This is a genomic window from Kribbella alba, assembly GCF_039529635.1.
GTDB classification, from domain to species: Bacteria; Actinomycetota; Actinomycetes; order Propionibacteriales; family Kribbellaceae; genus Kribbella; species Kribbella alba.
The window spans coordinates 41,926-60,988 of the sequence record NZ_BAAANE010000017.1; the positions used below are offsets into that span (position 1 = coordinate 41,926).

General features: G+C 68.7%; 20 protein-coding genes. 12 read left to right on the forward strand and 8 right to left on the reverse strand.

The genetic code is table 11. From position 1 onward, the window contains the following. Window positions 1–33: 33 nt before the first annotated feature. A complete protein-coding gene (locus ABD210_RS31895) occupies window positions 34–858 on the reverse strand; it encodes an ABC transporter permease (RefSeq protein WP_344116718.1) in 825 nt (274 codons plus the stop codon). After that, complete coding sequence (locus tag ABD210_RS31900; RefSeq protein WP_344116721.1) at window positions 855–1,748, reverse strand: ABC transporter ATP-binding protein; 894 nt, start codon at window positions 1,746–1,748, stop codon at window positions 855–857. The genes ABD210_RS31895 and ABD210_RS31900 overlap by 4 nt, the downstream gene beginning before the upstream one ends. A 204-nt stretch (window positions 1,749–1,952) precedes the next feature. Between ABD210_RS31900 and ABD210_RS31905 the strand changes: the two genes are divergently transcribed. Both ABD210_RS31905 and ABD210_RS31910 read left to right on the forward strand, forming a co-directional pair. Further along, window positions 1,953–3,047, forward strand: coding sequence for an S-(hydroxymethyl)mycothiol dehydrogenase (locus tag ABD210_RS31905; protein WP_344116723.1), 1,095 nt, complete (start codon window positions 1,953–1,955; stop codon window positions 3,045–3,047). After that, window positions 3,047–3,652, forward strand: a complete 606-nt coding sequence (locus ABD210_RS31910) for an MBL fold metallo-hydrolase (RefSeq protein ID WP_344116725.1) — start codon at window positions 3,047–3,049, stop codon at window positions 3,650–3,652. Before ABD210_RS31905 ends, ABD210_RS31910 begins: the two co-directional genes overlap by 1 nt. A gap of 34 nt (window positions 3,653–3,686) precedes the next feature. Here ABD210_RS31910 and ABD210_RS31915 read toward each other — a convergent pair whose 3' ends face one another. Further along, the gene (locus ABD210_RS31915) at window positions 3,687–4,199 is read right to left on the reverse strand and encodes a GNAT family N-acetyltransferase (protein WP_344116727.1); all 513 of its coding nucleotides are present in this window, start codon (window positions 4,197–4,199) and stop codon (window positions 3,687–3,689) included. Between the two features lie 169 nt (window positions 4,200–4,368). Here ABD210_RS31915 and ABD210_RS31920 point away from each other — a divergent pair, with 169 nt between their 5' ends. Together ABD210_RS31920 and ABD210_RS31925 are read left to right on the forward strand one after the other, a co-directional pair. After that, window positions 4,369–5,004, forward strand: a complete 636-nt coding sequence (locus tag ABD210_RS31920) for a GntR family transcriptional regulator (protein ID WP_344116729.1) — start codon at window positions 4,369–4,371, stop codon at window positions 5,002–5,004. Further along, entirely contained in the window at window positions 5,004–6,197 is a 1,194-nt protein-coding gene (locus ABD210_RS31925; RefSeq protein WP_344116731.1) for an MFS transporter, read from the forward strand. Before ABD210_RS31920 ends, ABD210_RS31925 begins: the two co-directional genes overlap by 1 nt. A 15-nt stretch (window positions 6,198–6,212) precedes the next feature. On the opposite strand, the gene ABD210_RS31930 is transcribed toward ABD210_RS31925, so the two are convergent. The 4 genes from ABD210_RS31930 to ABD210_RS31945 form a co-directional block, all read right to left on the reverse strand. Further along, the gene (locus ABD210_RS31930; RefSeq protein WP_344116733.1) at window positions 6,213–6,599 is read right to left on the reverse strand and encodes a Fur family transcriptional regulator; all 387 of its coding nucleotides are present in this window, start codon (window positions 6,597–6,599) and stop codon (window positions 6,213–6,215) included. 93 nt (window positions 6,600–6,692) lie between these two features. Continuing rightward, window positions 6,693–7,697 (reverse strand): metal ABC transporter permease, encoded by a 1,005-nt coding sequence (locus tag ABD210_RS31935; RefSeq protein WP_344116734.1) that lies wholly within the window; start codon window positions 7,695–7,697, stop codon window positions 6,693–6,695. Next, a complete protein-coding gene (locus tag ABD210_RS31940; RefSeq protein ID WP_344116736.1) occupies window positions 7,694–8,491 on the reverse strand; it encodes a metal ABC transporter ATP-binding protein in 798 nt (265 codons plus the stop codon). The genes ABD210_RS31935 and ABD210_RS31940 overlap by 4 nt, the downstream gene beginning before the upstream one ends. Beyond that, entirely contained in the window at window positions 8,488–9,456 is a 969-nt protein-coding gene (locus ABD210_RS31945) for a metal ABC transporter substrate-binding protein (protein ID WP_344116737.1), read from the reverse strand. The genes ABD210_RS31940 and ABD210_RS31945 overlap by 4 nt, the downstream gene beginning before the upstream one ends. A gap of 52 nt (window positions 9,457–9,508) precedes the next feature. Here ABD210_RS31945 and ABD210_RS31950 point away from each other — a divergent pair, with 52 nt between their 5' ends. The 8 genes from ABD210_RS31950 (at window position 9,509) to ABD210_RS31985 (ending at window position 17,961) form a co-directional block, all read left to right on the forward strand. Continuing rightward, window positions 9,509–10,834: a YibE/F family protein gene (locus ABD210_RS31950; protein ID WP_344116738.1), complete on the forward strand. Its 1,326-nt coding sequence runs from the start codon at window positions 9,509–9,511 to the stop codon at window positions 10,832–10,834. Window positions 10,835–10,985: 151 nt separating this feature from the next. Next, window positions 10,986–12,107, forward strand: coding sequence for an inositol-3-phosphate synthase (locus ABD210_RS31955; protein WP_344116740.1), 1,122 nt, complete (start codon window positions 10,986–10,988; stop codon window positions 12,105–12,107). Continuing rightward, complete coding sequence (locus tag ABD210_RS31960; RefSeq protein WP_344116742.1) at window positions 12,101–13,009, forward strand: SCO3242 family prenyltransferase; 909 nt, start codon at window positions 12,101–12,103, stop codon at window positions 13,007–13,009. Before ABD210_RS31955 ends, ABD210_RS31960 begins: the two co-directional genes overlap by 7 nt. Then, window positions 13,006–13,830 (forward strand): sugar phosphate isomerase/epimerase family protein, encoded by an 825-nt coding sequence (locus ABD210_RS31965; RefSeq protein ID WP_344116744.1) that lies wholly within the window; start codon window positions 13,006–13,008, stop codon window positions 13,828–13,830. The genes ABD210_RS31960 and ABD210_RS31965 overlap by 4 nt, the downstream gene beginning before the upstream one ends. Then, window positions 13,827–14,546, forward strand: a complete 720-nt coding sequence (locus tag ABD210_RS31970; RefSeq protein ID WP_344116745.1) for an EboA domain-containing protein — start codon at window positions 13,827–13,829, stop codon at window positions 14,544–14,546. Before ABD210_RS31965 ends, ABD210_RS31970 begins: the two co-directional genes overlap by 4 nt. A gap of 3 nt (window positions 14,547–14,549) precedes the next feature. Next, a complete protein-coding gene (locus tag ABD210_RS31975; RefSeq protein WP_344116746.1) occupies window positions 14,550–15,401 on the forward strand; it encodes a TatD family hydrolase in 852 nt (283 codons plus the stop codon). Further along, window positions 15,398–16,600, forward strand: a complete 1,203-nt coding sequence (eboE, locus tag ABD210_RS31980; protein WP_344116748.1) for a metabolite traffic protein EboE — start codon at window positions 15,398–15,400, stop codon at window positions 16,598–16,600. The genes ABD210_RS31975 and eboE overlap by 4 nt, the downstream gene beginning before the upstream one ends. Continuing rightward, window positions 16,597–17,961: an alkaline phosphatase family protein gene (locus ABD210_RS31985; RefSeq protein ID WP_344116751.1), complete on the forward strand. Its 1,365-nt coding sequence runs from the start codon at window positions 16,597–16,599 to the stop codon at window positions 17,959–17,961. Before eboE ends, ABD210_RS31985 begins: the two co-directional genes overlap by 4 nt. Here the strand turns inward: ABD210_RS31985 and ABD210_RS31990 are convergent. Further along, complete coding sequence (locus tag ABD210_RS31990) at window positions 17,953–18,948, reverse strand: LacI family DNA-binding transcriptional regulator (RefSeq protein ID WP_344116752.1); 996 nt, start codon at window positions 18,946–18,948, stop codon at window positions 17,953–17,955. The two genes, ABD210_RS31985 and ABD210_RS31990, sit on opposite strands and share 9 nt — an antisense overlap. Between the last annotated feature and the right edge of the window lie 115 nt (window positions 18,949–19,063).

A 19,063-nucleotide genomic window follows, 5' to 3' on the forward strand; every position in this document is an offset into this window, starting at 1 on the left:
CGCCGGCGGTCCGGGAGGAAGCCAGGCTGAACATCAGCCCGCGTCCCGCCGGGTCCAGCGGAACACCCGCTGGGCGACGACCAGTCCGACGATCAGCCAGGCCGTCAGCACGATCGCACCGAGGCCGAGCTGCCAGGATCCGCCGGGCTCGTTCACCTCGTACCCGTCCGGCAGGAACACCGAGCGCATGCCCTGGGCGAGCCACTTCAGCGGGAAGATCTCCGCGATGCCGCGCATCCAGGCCGGCAGGCTGCTGTAGACGAAGTACACGCCGGACATGAACTGCAGCAGCAGGACCACCGGGCTGACGACCGCGGAAGCCGCCTTGCCGGACCGCGGTACGACGGAGAACGCGATGCCGAGCACGGACCCCGACGCCGTACCGAGCACGAAGATCCACAGGAAGTGCAGCCACTTCACCGGTTCGGTCGGGATGTCCACACCGAGCAGCAGCCCGGCGATCGCCAGCAGCAGCGCGAACTGCGCCAGCGAGGTGGTCAGCACCAGGCCGATCTTGCCGATGAAGTAGGACTGCGGCGACATCGGCGTTCCGCGCAGCCGCTTCAGCAGGTCCTCGTCGCGTTCCATCGCGATGGTGATCGCGAGCGACTGGAAGCTGGTCAGGAAGATGCCGGAGGCGATCATCCCCGGCGTGAAGTAGGTCGCCGCGCTGACGCCGCCGGAGAAGTCGGTGCCGCTGAACACCGCCGAGAAGATGCCCAGGAAGATGATCGGGAAGAGGAAGGTGAAGATCAGCTGGTCCCTCTCCCGGAAGAACTGCTTCACCTCGAGGGCGGTGCGCGACAGGCCGACCTTCAGCGTCGACGGCAGCGGCTTCACAGCGGTGACGGTGCTCATCGGGCAACTCCAGCTTCGGCGGCAACGGGGATCTCGACAACAGAGGCTTTGCCGATCAGGTCCAGGTAGATGTCTTCCAGACTCGGCCGGCGTACCTCGAGCTCAGGCACCTCGCCGTCGAACCGCGCCATCAACGCGGCGATCTCGGCGGTCGGCCGATCGGTCCGTACTTCGTGCGCCCCGTCGGTGTCGAGCCAGGACACCCGCGCGGTGCGGGCGCCGCGGCCGCCCAGCGTCTCCGGCGTACCGACCTCGATCATCCGGCCGTCCGCGATCACGCCGACCCGGTCGGCCAGGTGCTCGGCCTCGTCCAGGTAGTGGGTGGTCAGCAGGATGGTGGTGCCCTCGGTCCGGAGGTTCTCGATCAGGGTCCAGAACTGGCGGCGGGCCTCGGGGTCGAACCCGGTGGTCGGCTCGTCCAGGAACAGCAGTTCCGGGTTGCCGAGCACGCCGAGCGCGACATCGAGCCGCCGACGCTGACCGCCGGACAGCTTCCGGGTCCGGGTCTTGCGCTTCTCGTCCAGGCCGACGGACGCGATCACCTCGTCGGGGTCCCGCGGGTTCGGGTAGTAGCCCGCGTAGTGGTTCACCAACTCGGCGACGGACAGCTCGGCCTCGTCCCGGGACGACTGCGCGACGATCCCGATCCGCGCCCGCCACTGCCGGTCGCCCCTGCTCGGGTCCACGCCCAGCACGCTGATCTCGCCCTCGTCGGCCCGGCGGTACCCCTCCAGCACCTCCACGGTGGTGGTCTTGCCGGCGCCGTTCGGGCCGAGCAGGGCGAACACCTCGCCGCGGTGAATATCAAGGTCGACGCCCGCGACGGCGACCTTGGCGGGATAGCGCTTGACGAGTCCGCGGACCCGTACGGCGTTGTCGTTGTCGGTCATGGGTCAACCTTCCCGTCGCGGCGCCCCTCGCCGGGAGCGTCGACCGGCGGACCGGCTGTCCCCCGACCGGTGGACAGACCGCTTCATCCGTACTCCGGACCGCCCGCGCCCGGCGTCCCGTAGTACGGACAACCAGGCGGAGAAAACAGCGGCACGACGCGCGGAAGGCAGACGGGGGCCAACCCGGGCGGTTAGCGTCGGCACATGAGTCAGACCGTGCGTGGAGTCGTGGCCCTCAGCAAGGGCGCCCCGGTATCGATCGAAGAGATCACCATCCCCGATCCCGGCCCGGGCGAGGCGGTGGTCAAGGTCCAGGCTTGCGGTGTCTGTCACACAGACCTGCATTACCGAGAAGGCGGAATCTCAGCTGACTTTCCCTTTCTCCTGGGGCATGAAGCCGCCGGCATCGTGGAGAGCGTCGGCGAGGGTGTTACTGACGTGGAGCCTGGTGACTTCGTCGTGCTGAACTGGCGGGCCGTCTGCGGCAACTGCCGCGCATGCCTGCGAGGTCGCCCCTGGTACTGCTTCAACACGCACAACGCCAAGCAGAAGATGACCCTTGCCGACGGCACCGAGTTGTCGCCCGCGCTCGGCATCGGCGCGTTCGCCGAGAAGACGCTGGTCGCCGCCGGCCAGTGCACCAAGGTGGACCCGGCTGCCAGGCCCGAGGTCGCCGGACTTCTCGGCTGCGGGGTGATGGCCGGACTCGGCGCCGCCGTGAACACCGGGAACGTCGGCCGCGGTGACACCGTCGCCGTGATCGGCTGCGGTGGAGTCGGTACTGCGGCCGTCGTCGGCGCGCGGCTCGCCGGAGCCGCGCGGGTGATCGCGATCGACCTCGACGAACGCAAACTCAAGGTCGCGGAGGAGCTCGGCGCGACCCACACCGTGCATGCCGAGGGCCTGGATCACGACGGCGTGGTCAGCGCGGTCCAGGACCTCACCGGCGGCTTCGGCGCGGACGTGGTGATCGACGCCGTCGGTCGGCCCGAGACTTGGAAGCAGGCGTTCTACGCCCGCGACCTGGCCGGCACCGTCGTCCTGGTGGGTGTCCCCACGCCCGACATGACACTCGACATGCCGCTGCTCGACTTCTTCGGCCGGGGTGGCTCGCTGAAGTCCAGCTGGTACGGCGACTGTCTGCCGAGCCGCGACTTCCCGATGTTGATCGACCTGCATCTGCAGGGGCGTCTGCCGCTCGACCGGTTCGTCTCGGAGACGATCGCGCTGGGCGAGGTCGAAGCCGCCTTCGACAAGATGCACCGAGGCGACGTACTGCGTTCGGTGGTGATCTTCTGATGGCGGCCCGGATCGAACGGCTCGTGACCTCCGGCAAGTTCAGCCTCGACGGCGGCACCTGGGATGTGGACAACAACGTCTGGTTGATCGGCGACGATGAGGAAGTCGTGGTCATCGACGCCGCTCACGACCCGCTCAAGATCCTCAAAGCCGTGGACGACCGCCGGGTGGCCGCAGTGATCTGCACGCACGGCCACAACGACCACATCAACGCGGTGGGCGGCATCCGCGACGTCATCGAATGCCCGGTGTGGCTGAGCTCGGCCGACACGATGCTCTGGGAAGCCCTGTACGACGACCGGCCCGACCACGACCTGACCGACGGCACCACCTTCGAGGTCGCCGGCATCACTCTCCGCGCCATCCACACCCCGGGTCACAGCCCGGGCAGCACGTCGCTCTATGCCGAGGACCTCAAAGCCGTCTTCACCGGCGACACTCTCTTCCAGGGAGGGCCCGGCGCGACCGGCCGCTCGTACTCCGACAAGCCCACGATCCTCGAGTCGATCCGCACGAAGCTCCTGACCTTGCCGCCCGACACGATCGTCCACACCGGCCACGGCGACACCACCACCATCGCCGCGGAAACACCCGCCCTCACCTGATTCCTTGCGTCCGAAGGACTGGAGGGCCTGCCCGCTAGCTCTTCGGACGCAAGGTGGGTGCGGCGAAGGAGATCCAGACGTCGGGGGGAGAGGCGGGATCGCTCGGGATCGGGCGACGTTCCTCGGTCCAGGTGTCGCCGGCGATCTCGGTGGCGACGCGGCGCCAGAAGGAGACCGCGGTCGCATTGGCATCCTGGAACGCGACCTCCCACGGTCCCGGGTGATGGCCGACCACTGACTTCACCGCGCGCAGGCCGATGCCCGACCTGCGCAGGCCCCGCACGACGAAGAAGCTGTTCAGCACGCGGGCCGGGCCGGACAGGCTGCGGACGAAGGCCAGCCCGGCCGGGCGCTCGCCGCTGCTGAACAGGTAGGCCGCCCAGTCGGGGTCGTCGATCGCCGAGTGCAGCCGCTCGCTGCGGAAGGTGCCGTCGGGGTTGGGCAGTTGACCGCCGAACTCGGACAGGTCGTGGCGGAACATCAACCACAGACGTTCCAGCACCGGACGATCGGCAGCGGTTGCCGGGCGTACAGACAGCTCAGGCATCAGAACTCCTTGCAGGGGAAGGCGTGGCCACACCGGACCGGGACGCAGAAAGCCTTCCGCGGCCGGAAGGTTCCGACGACGAAAGGCTTGCCCGCAATCTATCAGCCGCATGGGTCACCCAGACCCCCAAAGCTCAACATGCATCTAAGCATGCATCTATGATGACCGCGTGACAGAACAGGCGATGGCTCCAGCGGGTGACCGTGCCTACCGGCATACGAAGGAACTGATCCTGTCGGGTGAACTCGCCGGCGGGCAGTTGCTCAGTGAGGGCGAGATCGCAGGCCGGCTGGACATCAGCCGTACGCCGGTGCGCGAGGCCTTCCTCCGCCTCGAGGCCGAGGAGTTCCTGCGGTTGATCCCCAAGCGGGGGGCCATCGTCGTGCCGGTGCCGCCGGGGGAGGCCGAGGACGTCCTCGATCTCCGCGAGGCACTGGAGACCGCGGCGGTCCGCCGGCTGGCCAGGGACGAGCGCCTGCTCGCCGATGCGGAGCCCCGGCTGCGAAAGGCGCTGCAGAGGCAGACGGCATCGGCCGAGCGGCAGGACGCGGAGGCCTTCGCGGCGGCGGACGACGCCTTCCATACCGGCATCGTCGAGGCGGCCGGGAACAGGTTGGCGACCAAGTTCTATGCCTCGCTCGGCGACCGGCAGCGCCGGATGAGCCTCGGCGTACTGCGCCCCAAGGCCCAGCAACTCGACGTCGTACTGCGGGAGCACGGGCAGTTGCTCGACCGCATTCTGGCGCGCGATCCCGAAGACTTCTCTCGTTCGCTGTCCGAGCACCTCGACCGTCACCACCGTTGATGCGGGCTGGCTGGAAGCAGGTTGTCGCCGCGATGTTCTGCTGTGGTTGGGGCGGCAACCAGTTCACCCCGATGTTGCTGCTCTATCGCCGCGAGGGCGGCTACTCGACCGTGACGGTCGACCTCTTCCTCGGTGCGTATGTCGTAGGCCTGATCCCAGGCCTGCTGCTCGCCGGCGCACTCTCCGACCGGCACGGCCGCAAGCCGCTGATGGTCGTCGGCACCGTGCTGTCTCTGCTCTCCAGCGTCACGCTGATGTTCGGCCCGATCGGCCCGGCTCCGCTGTACCTCGGCCGGTTGGCCACCGGCTTCGCGGTTGGCATCGCGATGGCCGTCGGCACTAGCTGGGTCAAGGAACTCTCGCAGCCGCCGCACGACCTGGTAGCGGACAGCGGCGCCGGAGCACGACGAGCAGCACTCGGGTTGACACTCGGCTTCGGCCTGGGCGCCGGGGTCGCCGGTTGCCTGGCCCAATGGGGTCCGTGGCCGATGGTTCTCCCTTACGTCGTGCATGCCGGGCTGGTGCTTCCGGCACTGGTGCTGTTGCGCGCGGTGCCGGAGAGCCGAACCCAGCCGGCGACCGGCGGCCTGTGGTCGCTACTGAAAGTGCCCGCTGTCGCTCATCGGCGGTTCATCCGGGTGGTGCTACCGATGGCGCCCTGGATCTTCGGTTCGGCCGGAATCGCCTACGCGGTCACGCCGACGTTGGTCGGTGACCGGGTCGGCAGTTGGGGCTTGGCCTACGCGACGCTGCTGACTGTCTGCACGCTGGGCACGGGCGCTCTCGTCCAGCCGTTCGCGAAACGCCTGGACTCGGTCTCGACAGCCCGGGCGATCGTCGTCGCGATGATCCTGATGTCGGCCGGGGTGGCGCTCAGCGCGGTCGTCGCCAAGGTCGGTCTTCCCTGGCTCGGCGTGGTGGACGGAATCCTGCTCGGAGCCGCCTACGGGATCGCCGTGGTCTCCGGCTTGCTCGAGATCCAGCGCATCGCCGCGGCGAACGGGGGAGACGATCTCGCCGGCCTGACCGGTGTCTACTACTCGGTCGCCTACGTGGGCTTCCTGCTGCCTTCTGTCCTGGCGGCGATCGCGGAGCTGGCCCCGTACGCCGTTCTGCTGGCTGGGGTCGCTCTGATCACTCTGGCCTGCACCGGCGTCGTTCTGGCCTCGTCCCGCCGGCACCTGCCCGCTTGATCAGCTCCCGCCGGCCTACTTGCAGTCCGAGCAGGTGCCGAAGATCTCCAGGGTGTGGCTGATGTCCGAGTAGCCGTGCTCGGCGGCGATCTTGTCGGCCCAGCGCTCGACCGCGGGCCCTTCGACCTCGACGGTCCGGCCGCAGTTGCGGCAGACCAGGTGATGGTGGTGTCCCCTCGAGCACCGCCGGTACGCCGTTTCGCCGTCGGCGGTCCGCAGCACGTCGACCTCCCGGGAGTCGGCGAGTGCCTGCAGGGTCCGGTAGACCGTGGTCAGGCCGACGGCCTCACCCGCGCCCCGGAGCTCCTGGTGGATCTCCTGAGCCGTCCGGAAGTCGTCGAGATTGTTCAGCGCGGATGCGACTGCCGCGCGCTGACGGGTCGAGCGTGTTCCGATGGCCACCGTGCCTCCTGTCATCTCGTCACCGTGTTTCTCCCCGGTAACCCGCCAATTCTCTCACTTCTGCCGAAGCCAGTGTCCCGCACTGGCGCGACCCTAGTGCTCATCCCAGTGATCTCCGTGCGCCGCGTGCAGATGGCCGTCGTGGACGTAGTCGACGTGGTCGTTGTGTTCGACCTTGACGTGCCCGCACGCCGGGTTGTGCGCATGCGGGTGGCCGGGGCTGACCACGTGCGGCGCGGGATCCGGGATGCCGACCTCCGGCTCCTCGTCCGCCAGCGGTGCCCGCACGCCTTGCCGCCGACGAAGCAGGGTGCCGACGGTAGCCGCCACCACGAACCCGGCCAGCGCCAGGACGACGATCGTCGCGCCCGGGGCGACGTCCGCGTTGTACGACGTGATGATTCCGGCCAGGCAGGCGACCACGCCGATCCCACAAGCAGTCACGAACGTACTGCGGAACGACCGGGTGAGCTGCTGCGCTGTAGCCACCGGCACCACCATCAGTGCGCTGACCAGGAGCAACCCCACAGTCCGCATGGCGACAGTCACAGTCACTGCGGCCATCACCGCGATCAGCAGGTTCAGCAGCTGCACCCGCAGCCCGGTGACGCGGGCGAACTCCTCGTCCTGGCAAACCGCGAACAGCTGCGGCCCGAGCCCGATCGCCACCACCAGGACGGTCACCGCCAGCCCGACCACGACGTACAGGTCGGTCGGCGACACAGTGGTCAGCGAGCCGAACAAGTAGGTGTTCAGCGTCGCCGCGCCCTGCCCTGCGAGGCCGATCAACAGCACACCGCCGGCGATACCGCCATAGAAGAGCAGAGCGAGCGCGACGTCGCCACTGGCCTTGCCCCGCGCGCGGACCAGTTCGATAGCGGAGGCGCCCACGATGGCTACCAGTACTGCGGTCAGCACCGGCGCGGTCCCAGTGAGCAACCCCAGGGCGACACCGGTGATCGCGATGTGGCCGATGCCGTCGCCCATCAAGGACAACCGGCGCTGGACCAGGTACGTGCCGATCGCGGGTGCCGACAGGCCCGTCAGCAACCCAGCGATCAACGCCCGTTGCATGAACTCGAGCTGGAACATCGTCATGACAGCCACCCTGGCTCGTCGTCCGCGCTGTGCGGGTGGACATGTGCATGGGTCTGAGAGACGTGCGGCGCCCCGTCGTACACGATCCGGCCACGGCGCAGTACGACCGAACGGTCGATCAGCGCGTCCATCGGCCCGAGGTCGTGGCTGACCATCACCACGGTCGTCCCGCGGGCGACCCGTTCGCGGATCGCCTCGGTGAAGATGCCCTGGCTGACCAGGTCGACGCCGGCCGTCGGCTCGTCGAGGACCAGCAGGTCCGGATCCGACACCAGCGCCCTGGCGATCAGCACCCGCTGCTGCTGCCCGCCGGACAACTCCGCGACCGCGTCCTTGCGCCGGTCGGCCATGTCCACGATCTCCAGCGCCCCTTCGATGGCAGCACGATCAGCTGCTTTGAGCGGGCTGAACAACCGCCGCTTGGATAGCAGCCCGGACGAGACCACTTCCTGCACAGTCGCCGGTACGCCGCCCGCTGCGGTGATCCGCTGCGGGACGTAACCCACACGTCGCCACTCGCGGAACCGTGGCACGGCCGTGCCGAAGAGCTGCACCTCACCGCGGGCCGGGGGGAGCAGGCCGACCATGGTGCGGATCAGGGTGGACTTGCCGGAGCCGTTGGTGCCGAGCACGGCGACCACCTCGCCCTGGCGGATCTGCAGGTCGACGCCCCGCAGTACGAGACGACCGCCCAGCTCGACCGAGAGATCGGTGACCTGGACGGCCTTCGCGGCCTGACCGGGGTGATGGGGTGGGGTCAGGGAGGACGTGGAACTGACGTCTTGGTCCGTCACGCGCAGCTGTTCGCCTTCCGGAGCTCCTGCAGGTTCTCCCGCATCAGCGAGAGGTAGGACTCCTTCGAGTTCGCGTCCGAGAGACCCTCGATCGGGCTCAGGACAGCGGTCTTGACGTGGACGTCGCGGGCGATCGACTCGGCCACCTTGGGGCTGACGAGCTCCTCGTAGAAGATCGTGGTCACCTTCTGCTGCCGCACGATGTCCTGGACCTCCTTGATCCGCGCCGGGGTCGGCTCGGCGTCCGGGGCCAGCCCGGCGATGCCGACCATCTGCAGACCGTACCGCTTCGCGAGGTACGCGAACGCCTCATGGCTCGTCACGAACGTCTTGAGCTCGCAGGTCGCGAGGCCGGTCTTGAATTCGCCGTCGAGCTTGGTCAGCTCGCCGAGAAGGGCGGTCGCGCGCTGCTTGTAGGCGTCCGCATGCGCCGAGTCCAGGGAGACCAGCTTGTCCGTGATGGCCTGCGTCACCCCGGCGTACCGGACCGGGTCGAGCCAGAAGTGCGGATCGAGCGCGCCGCTGGTGAAAGCGGCCGGCTTGACGGCGCCGGAGGGAGTGGCGCCGCCCTCGCCGTGCCCCTCGAAGTTCGCGCCGGTGTCCTCGAGCTTCGCGGCGGGGGCCACGTCGAAGCCGGCGTCCTTGGCGTTCTGCGCGACGGCCTCGTCCACGGCCGGTTGGAGGTCCTTCTCGAAGAGGACGAGCTTGGCCTGCGCGATGCTGCCGACCTGCTTCGGGGTGAGCTCCAGATCGTGCGGCTCGACTCCGGGCGCAGTCAGGGTGGTGACGTTGACGGCGTCACCACCCACTGATTTCGCGATGAACTCGAGCGGGTAGAACGAGGCGACGACGTCCAGCCTGCCGCCGCTCCCACCGGAGCCGCCTGCACCGGAGTTGCCGCAACCTGCCAGAGTAATGAGGGCAAGTGCGGCGAGGCCGGCGACGGCAGCACGAGTAGATCTCATGACAATCATTTTCATTTAATCGGAACTGGTTGTCAAAACAGGGAGTGGATGGATGGCGAGGCGGAACGTAGGACGCAGGCGGGCCGACAGCAAGCCGAACCGCAGGCGCCGGATCGACATTCCGTCGGGTCACGGCCACGGACACGGGCACAGTCACGCCCACGACGATCATGTGATCGACACTTCGGTCGTCAACGCCGATGCGGTCGTCGCCCGACGGGTACGGATAGTGGTCGCCGCCGTGCTGGCTCCGCTGATCGCGGCCGCCGTGATCGCCATGATCGTGCTCTGGCCGGGCGGGGACCTCAAGGTTCCGGCCGCCGAGCAGACCGGGGCGAGCGGGACCGTCGTCTCGCTCAAGCCCTGTGCTGACACGCCGAAGGACTGTGACGACGCCACCGTGAAGCTCACCGGTGCCCCTGGTGCGGACAAGGGCCTGGATGTTCCGGTCAAGGTGCCCACGGGCAAGCAGGTGACCATCCCGATCAAGGTCGGCGACAAACTGCTGCTCAACGTGCAGAAGGGGGCGGCGCTCGCGGATCGGTACCAGTACGTCGACCACAACCGCTCCATGCCGCTGATCGTGCTGGCGGTCATCTTCGCCATCGCTGTGATCGCGCTGTCCCGCTGGCGGGGCGTCGCTGCGCTGGTCGCTCTCGGGGTCACCGCAGTGACCCTGACCCAGTTCATCCTGCCTGCGATCCTCAAGGGTTCGAACCCGCTGCTCGTGGCGGTCGTCGGCGGTTCGGTCATCATGGTGGTCGCGCTCTTTCTCACTCACGGCATCAACGCGGAGTCCTCGGTAGCGCTGGCGGGCACCATCGCCTCGCTGGGGCTGACCGCGTTCCTGGGCTGGTTCTTCGTCAAGATCTGCGACTTCTCCGGGCTCGCCGCCGACGGCGCGTCGAATATCAAGGGCTTCGTCCCGAACCTGGATCTGGCCGGGCTGCTCGTGGCCGGCATCGTGATCGGTGCTCTCGGCGTGCTCGACGACGTGACGGTGACTCAGGCGAGCGCCGTCTGGGAGCTCTCGGCCGCCAATCCGTCGGCCGGTCGCGCGGCCCTGATCGGAGCCGGCCTCAGAATCGGGCGCGCCCACGTGGCTTCGGTGGTGAACACGCTGGTGCTGGCCTACGCGGGTGCGGCCCTGCCCGTCCTGATGATGTTCGCCATCGGCGGGGTGTCGACCGGCTATGTGATCACCACCGAGATCGTCGCGGTGGAAATCGTCCGAGGTCTGGTCGGAAGCCTGGGCATCATCATGGCCGTCCCGTTGACGACCGCGCTGGCCGCGATGGCTGTGGCCGACCGGTCCGTCGACCTGGTCGCCGAGCCGGAACCCCTAGCCGGAGCAGGAGAACCTGCTCCGACGGTGTAGTCCGGAAGTTGCTCGGATCCTGCTCTGAACTTCCGCCGATCTGTCGCCCAGGTTCTTCCCAAGGCGCCGCGGGTCCCTCTAGAGTTCCGATCAGTCACGGATCGTCCGCCCAAGACTACCTTCCGTGGCTGGGACTCGTGAGGAGCCGCGGATGCGTCGACGCGTTGGTGTCTGGTTGTTCGGAGCAAGAGGTTCGGTCGGGACCACGACCATCGCCGGAGCCGCCGCGCTGGCTCACGGTTCCCCGCCGGCGGGGGTGGTCACGGAGCTGCCCGACTTCGCCTCGGTCGGCCTGGTCGGGCTGGATCAGCTGGTCTTCGGTGGCCACGATCTGGTCGACACGCCGCTCACCAAGCAGGTCGAGCGACTCGCCGCGGGCGGTGTTCTCCCGCCCGGCCTGGACGGCCTGATCGCAGCCGACCTGGCCGATGCCGAGCGGAACCTGGTGGTCCCCTCGGCCGGCGGCAGCCAGTACGACCAGGTGCGCAGGATGGCCGAGGACATCCGTGCCTTCCGGCTGCGGAACGACCTCGACCGGGTGGTGGCGATCAACGTCGCCTCCACCGAGCCGCCGTACGAGGTGGCCGACGTCGACCTCGCCGGGCTGCGGCGAGCGCTGGCGACGTCGGCGGTGCTGCCGCCAAGCTCTCTGGGAGCACTCGCGGCCTTCGAGGCGGACGCGGCGTACGTGGATTTCACGCCCTCGACCTCGATCCGGCCGGCCGCGGTACGCGAGTGGGCGGTTGAGAAGGGCCTCCCGTACGGCGGGCAGGACGCGAAGACCGGGGAGACCCTGGTGAAGAGCGTGCTGGCTCCGATGTTCGCAGCCCGGGCTTTACCGGTTCATGCGTGGTCCGGGACCAACCTGCTCGGTGGTGGAGACGGCGCGACCCTAGCCGATCCGCGCGCGGCGGAGTCGAAGAACGTGTCCAAGGAGCGCGGGCTGTCGGAGATGCTGGGCGATGTCGCGGGTCAGGTGCACATCGACTATGTGGATCCGATGGGCGACTGGAAGACCGCCTGGGATCACGTGCTGTTCTCCGGCTTCCTCGGCGTCCGGATGACGCTGCAGTTCACCTGGCAGGGCTGTGACTCCGCGTTGGCCGCGCCGCTGGTGCTCGACCTGGCCCGGCTGTCGGCGCTGGCGCTCGAACGGGGTCACGTCGGCGCGATGCCGTTCCTCGGGTTCTACTTCAAGGACCCGATCGAGTCGACCGAGCACTCGCTCTCCCGGCAGTACGACGAGCTCCTGCGCTGGGCGCAATCATGCTGAGGAGGCTGGGTGAGCTGGTCAGGCCGATGTGGCCGGCCAGGTCGTCTGGTCCGACCCAGCCGGCGGGACTCGGTGACCTGGCTGAGCTGGTTCGGGCTCCGGCGGCGTTGACGGTGCCAGGCGACGTTCTCGCCGGTGCTGTTGCTGCGGGCAACCTTCGGCCGGGCAGGTTGGTCGGACTGGCGGTTTCGTCGGTCTGCATCTACTGGGCTGGGATGGCGTTGAACGACTGGGCCGACCGGGAGGTGGACGCCGTCGAACGTCCGGAGCGGCCGATTCCCTCTGGGCGGGTGACGCCCCGGACGGCGTTCGGGTTGGCCGCCACTCTGACGACCGCTGGCTTGGGGCTCGCCGCAGCCGCCGGTGGGAAGGTGGCTTTCCGGACCTCGGCGTTGCTGGCGGCAACTGCTTGGAGCTACGACCTCGGGCTGAAGAACACCCCGGCCGGTCCGGCGTTCATGGCGGCCGCGCGATCGCTCGACGTACTGGTCGGTGCAGGGCCGGAGCGGCGGAAGGCGTGGGCACCGGCGCTCGCGGTCGGGACGCACATCCTCGGCGTCACGGCGATGTCGCGCGGCGAAGTACACGGAAGCACGCCGGCGCCGGCCCGCGCAGCCCTCACCGCGACGTCCGCCATCACGGTCGGAACTGTCAGCGGTTCGAGTGCGGCCACTGCCGTGTTGGCGGGGTTGTTTGTTCAGTCGGTGGGGCCGGCGCAAATAGCGGCGGCCCGGCATCCGAGCGGGGCGAAGCTGCGAGAGGCGGTCGGAGCCGGCATTCACGGGTTGGTGCCGCTGCAGGCTGCCTGGATTGCGCGAGGGGGAGCGCCGCGGCTCGGGGCCGCACTGATTGCCGCGCTGCCGCTGGCCCGGGCCCTCGCGCGGAAGGTGTCACCGACATGAGACTGGGCTACGGCACGAACGGATTCGCGAACCACCGCTTGGCGGATGCGCTCGCGGTGATCGCCGACCTCGGGTACGTCGGGGTCGCCCTCACTCTGGACCACAACCACCTCGACCCGTTCGGCCCGGACCTGAGCCAACGGACCGCCGAAGTAGGTCGCCTGCTCGCGCAGCACGATCTCGCTGTCGTGGTCGAGACGGGTGCGCGGTATGTGCTCGATCCGCTCCGCAAGCACGAGCCGACGCTGCTGCACAACCACGGCGCGGAATGGCGGATGTCGCTGCTCGAACGAGCGATCGAGGTCGCAGCCGATCTCGGCGCCGAGGCAGTCTCCTTCTGGTCGGGCACCTTGCCCGCCGACGTCTTCGCCGATCTTGGCTGGCAGCGACTGGTGAGCGGATGCCGGCAGCTCGTCGGGTACGCCGCCGACCGTGGCGTGCGCCTCGGCCTCGAACCGGAGCCCGGCATGCTGGTCGACGACCTGGCAGGCTATCTGAAGCTCCAGGCCGAGGTGGGCAGCGAGACGCTCGGACTCACCCTCGACATCGGCCACCTCGTCTGCAACGAACCACAACCACCGGCCGCCTGCATCACCGCGGCAGCGGCGCACCTGGTCAACGTCCAGATCGACGACATGCGCCGGGGCGTCCACGAACACCTCGAGTTCGGCACCGGCGAGGTCGACTTCCCGTCGGTCTTCAGTGCTCTCCGAGAGATCCAGTACGCCGGGCTGGTGGCGGTCGAGCTCCCCAGACACTCCCACGCGGCCCCAACGATCGCGCGCGACTCGCTCGCCTTCCTCCGCCGAGCCGCCACATGAGCCGCCTAACCGCCGCGCACCTGGAGGCACACCTGCCTCCGGCCGCACAGGCGAGGCTCGCAACCTCGCGCCAACAATCGCTGGCAGAGGTGTTCCCGGCGGTCGCCCGCCAGGTCGGCCGCGCCAAGCTGGCCCCATGCGACTCCGCGGTCCGGGCGCTCAGTGACACTGCGTCCGCGGGGTCGGGCGAGGGGCAACCGGCGGCTGGTCCAGCGGGCTGGACTGTGGATCAGGCGGTGCGAGCCCTGCTGTTGGTCGGGGTGGAGTCTGCGGAGGTCCTGGAGCTCTATCGCTACGGTGATGCTGCCGAGAAGCATGCTGTGCTTCGGGCGCTCTCGGTCGCGGAGGTGGCTGGTCGGCTTGGCGACAGCGCATTGCCGATCGTCGCGGATGCGATCCGGACGAACGATCAGCGGCTGCTGGCTGCGGCGCTCGGACCCTACGCGACGGAATGGTTGCCGCCAGCAAGTTTTCGGCAGGCGGTCCTGAAGTGCGTCTTCGCCGGTGTTCCGCTGGCTGTTGTCGACGGCTTGCCGAGCCGGGCTGACGACGGGTTGGTCCGCATGATGAAGGACTTCGCCGCCGAACGGACAGCCGCCGGGCGGGACGTCCCGGCCGATCTGCAGCCATACCTCCGGCCCGATCTCGCCGGCGACCGCCAGCCGGGTCCGCCCGCAGCTCTCAGCCCCGTCTCGCCGCCCAGGAGAGGTGTCTGACCTATGCGTATCTTCGATCCACATATCCACATGACTTCGCGGACCACCGACGACTACGCCGCGATGGCAGCGCACGGCGTTCAGGCTCTGGTGGAACCGGCCTTCTGGCTCGGCCAGCCGCGGACCAGTGTCGGCTCCTTCGTGGACTATTTCGACTCGTTGATCGGTTGGGAACCGTTCCGCGCGTCCCAGTACGGGATCAGGCATCACTGCACGATCGCGCTGAACCCGAAGGAGGCGAACGACCCGCGCTGCCGCGAAGTACTCGAAGTCCTGCCGCGCTTTCTCGCCAAGGACGGCGTCGTCGCGGTCGGGGAGGTCGGCTACGACTCGATGACACGCGAGGAGGACGAGGTGTTCGCAGCGCAGCTCGAGCTGGCCAAGCGGTTCGAGTTGCCGGTCCTGGTCCACACGCCGCACCGCGACAAGGCGGCCGGGACTACCCGGACGCTGGCTGTGGTGAAGGAGTCCGGAGTCGCCGCCGAGTTCGTCGTGGTCGACCACCTGAACGAGGTGACCGTGAAGGAGGTCGCCGACTCGGGGTGCTGGATGGGCTTCTCGATCTATCCGGACACGAAGATGGACCCGGACCGGATGGTGGCGATCCTGCAGCAGTTCGGCACCGAACGGATTCTGGTCAACTCAGCCGCCGACTGGGGCAGGTCGGATCCGCTCCGCACCTACGCGACCGGCCAGGCGATGCTCGCGGCCGGCTTCACCGCCGCCGACGTCGACCAGGTGCTGTGGCGCAACCCCGTCGCGTTCTACGGCCAATCGGGACGGCTGGAGCTCGATCGCGGGCAACCCGAGGAGACCTTCGCCGGGAACTCCATCCTCCGCGGAGCCCGCGCATGAGGTTCCGGCACCCGGACGGCTCGGTCGTCCATCTCGCGTACTGCACCAACGTGCACCCGGCCGAGGATCTCGAAGGCGTGATCGCCCAGCTCGACGGCTGCTCCTCCTTGGTCCGGAAGAACCTCGATGTGCCAGTCCTCGGCGTCGGCCTCTGGCTCGCGCACACCCTGGCCGAACGCCTGGCCACTTCGCCGATCGCACTGAACCGCCTAGCCCAGGCGCTCGAGCGGAACGGCCTGGAAGTCGTTACCCTGAACGGATTCCCGTACGCCGGGTTCCATGATCAGGTGGTCGGCAAGAAGGTGTACCGGCCCGACTGGACGGAGGCCGCGCGCCTCGACTACACCCTCGATCTGGTCCAGGTGCTCGGCGATCTCCTGCCCGCGGACGCGGCGTACGGCTCGATCTCGACGCTCCCGCTCGCCTGGCGCACACCTTGGACGAAGGCGCGGGACGACCAGGCGCGGCGGGCATTCGACAAGCTCGACGAGCACCTCGCCGGAGTGGAGACGCGAACCGGCCGCCGGATCCGGGTCGCGATCGAACCCGAGCCCGGCTGCGTTCTCGAGATGATCCCCCAGGCCGCGCACTGGCTCAGCCCGTACGCCGCGTCGCAGGGCCCGGGCTCGTACGCCGGGCCGCCGGGCGCGGGTCCATCCGCCGGCCAGTCGCGGCTCGGGGTATGCCTCGACACCTGTCATCTGGCGGTCCAGTTCGAGGAGCCGGCGGAGGCGTTCGCGGTGCTGGCCGACGCGCGGGTGGACATCGTGAAGAGCCAGGTGTCGGCGGCTCTGCAGGTCGCGGATCCGTCCGACCCGGCCGCGCGGGAGCTGCTGAAGGAGTTCGCCGAACCGAAGTTCCTGCACCAGACCCGGGAGTACGGCGGCGCCGGCGTGGACGACCTCGATCTCGTCGACGAGCTCTCAGGTCGCGAGGCCTGGCGGGTGCACTTCCACGTGCCCGTGCACGCGGCTCCTCGTGCGCCACTCGCGAGCACCACAGACGTCCTGCTGGAAAGCCTCGGGGAACTCGTCGGCGGACCGCATCCGCGCACGCATCACCTGGAGTCGGAGACCTACACCTGGTCGGTGCTCCCCGCCGGACCGAAGAACCAGTACGAGCTGGCCGAGGGAATCGCGGGAGAGCTGGCCTGGCTCCGGGACCGGCTGACAGCGCTGGGTCTGGAGGAGATCAGATGAGCAAGCAGGTTGTCGTGATCGACGTGGTCGGGCTGACGCCGAGGTTGTTGCGGAGGATGCCCCGGCTTCGGGCGTTGCCGTTGGCGCGGGAGTTGGGGACGGTGTTGCCGGCCGTGACGTGTTCGGCGCAGGCGACCTTCCTCACCGGCGCGATGCCGTCGGAACACGGTGTCGTCGGCAACGGCTGGTACTTCCGCGACCTCGGCGAGATCTACCTCTGGCGCCAGCACAACCGGTTGGTGGAGGGCGAGAAGGTCTGGGACATCGCCAGGCGCACGAATCCGTCGTACAAGGTCGCCAATGTGTGCTGGTGGTACGCGATGGGTGCCGACACAGATCTGCTGGTGACCCCGAGGCCCATCTACTACGCCGACGGCCGGAAGGTGCCGGACTGTTACACCCGGCCGGTCGAATTACACGATCGCCTGACCGCGAAGCTGGGCGACTTCCCACTGTTTCACTACTGGGGTCCGACCGCGGGGATCAAGTCGAGCAAATGGATCGTTGCCGCGTCGCGCCAGATCCTTGCTGAGGACAACCCGGACCTGCTGCTGACGTACGTCCCGCACCTGGACTACGACCTGCAGCGGTACGGGTCGTCGTCGGTGCAGGCCACCGAGGCGGCGATCGAGCTGGACGGTGTACTGGCTCCGCTGCTGGACGATGCGCAGGCCAAGGGGGCGACGGTGATCGTGCTGTCGGAGTACGGCATCACCGATGTGGCTCGGCCGGTCGACATCAACCGCGTGCTCAGGACAGAGGGGCTGCTGGAGGTCCACACCCAGGACGGGATGGAATACTTGGATCCTTGGGCCTCGAGGGCGTTCGCAGTGGCGGATCACCAGGTCGCACACGTCTACGTGAAGGATCCCGCGGACATCGATGCCGTGAGCAAGCTTCTCGCCACGGTCGACGGTGTTGCGGAAGTGCTCGATGCTGAGGGCAAGCGGGCCGTCGGGTTGGACCACGAGAGGGCGGGCGAGCTCGTGGCGGTGGCTGAGCCGGATTCGTGGTTCACCTATTACTACTGGCTCGATGATGACCGGGCGCCGGACTTCGCCCGGGGAGTGGAGATCCACCGCAAGCCGGGATACGACCCGGCCGAGCTGTTCTTCGATCCCGCCGACCGTTGGGTGAAGCCGCGCGCGGCGTCGTATCTGCTGCGCAAGAAGGTCGGGCTGAGGTATGCCATGCAGGTGGTTCCGCTCGATCCATCGGTCGTGCGCGGCTCCCACGGACGGCTGCCGGATTCACCCGAGGACGGTCCGGTCTTCCTCAGCTCGGATCCGACCTTGGCTCCGGAAGGCCAGGTCGCCGCGACCGCAGTACGGGATCTGCTGCTGAAGGCTGCATCAGGCTGATTCGCGGATGACGAGCTCGGTCGGGAGGATGACGGAATCCGCGCTGCCGTTGGCCAGCAGTTCCAGCAGCAGCCGCGTGGTGCCTGCGGCCTGTTCGCCCATCGGGCTGCGGACGGTGGTGAGCGCGGGCGCGGTGTAGAGCGCGGCCTCGATGTCGTCGAAGCCGACCACGGCGACGTCTTCCGGGACTCGCCGACCGGCCTCGCGCAGGGTCCGGAGCGCGCCGATCGCCATCAAGTCGTTCGCCGCGAACACCGCGTCGAGCCGTGGATCGTCGTCCAGCAACTGACGCATCGCCTCCGCGCCGGAGATCCGGGTGAAGTCGCCCAGGGCAACGATCGATCTGCGGCCGGTGCCCTTCAGCGTGTCCCGGTAGGCGTTCAGGCGATCCTGCGCGGCGGTCATGTCGAGCGGTCCGGAGATCGTGGCGATTCGCTGCCGCCCCTGGTCGAGCAGATGCTGCACAGCCTTGGCGGCGCCACCGACGTTGTCGTTGTCGACATACGGCATCAGGCCGGGCGTCGACAACCGTCCGTGCGACACCACCGGCAGCCCGGTGCGCGCCAGTACTGCGGGCAGCGGGTCGGCGCCGTCCATCGAGACCAGCATCGCGCCATCGACATGGCCGGCGGCCAGGTACTGCTCGACGCGGGCCCGGCTCTCGTCCGAACCGGCCAGCACCAGGGACACCTGCTTGCCTGCGGCCTCGAGCTCGCGGCTGGCGGCGCGGACCACCATCGCGAACATCGGATCGTCGGAGACCAGCCCGGCCGGGGGATCGGACACGATGATCGCGATGGTGTTCGTCTTCTGGGTGACCAGGTTGCGGGCGGCCCCGTTCGGCACGTAGCCGAGCTCGGTGACCGCGGCCATCACGATCTGCCGGATCTCAGCGGCGACGGTCGGCTCGCCGTTGATCACCCGGGACACGCTGGACTTGGACACCCCGGCTCGGGCCGCGACCGCGTGCAGCGTCGGTCGTCTCATGGCGCGCACCCCCTCGATCGGCCCTAGGGGAGCGTTCCCCAGCACTGAGCATCCTGGCGCCGCAGCCGGCCTGTCAACCCGGCACGGCCAGTCCCATCACTGCGTACAAGCGAAT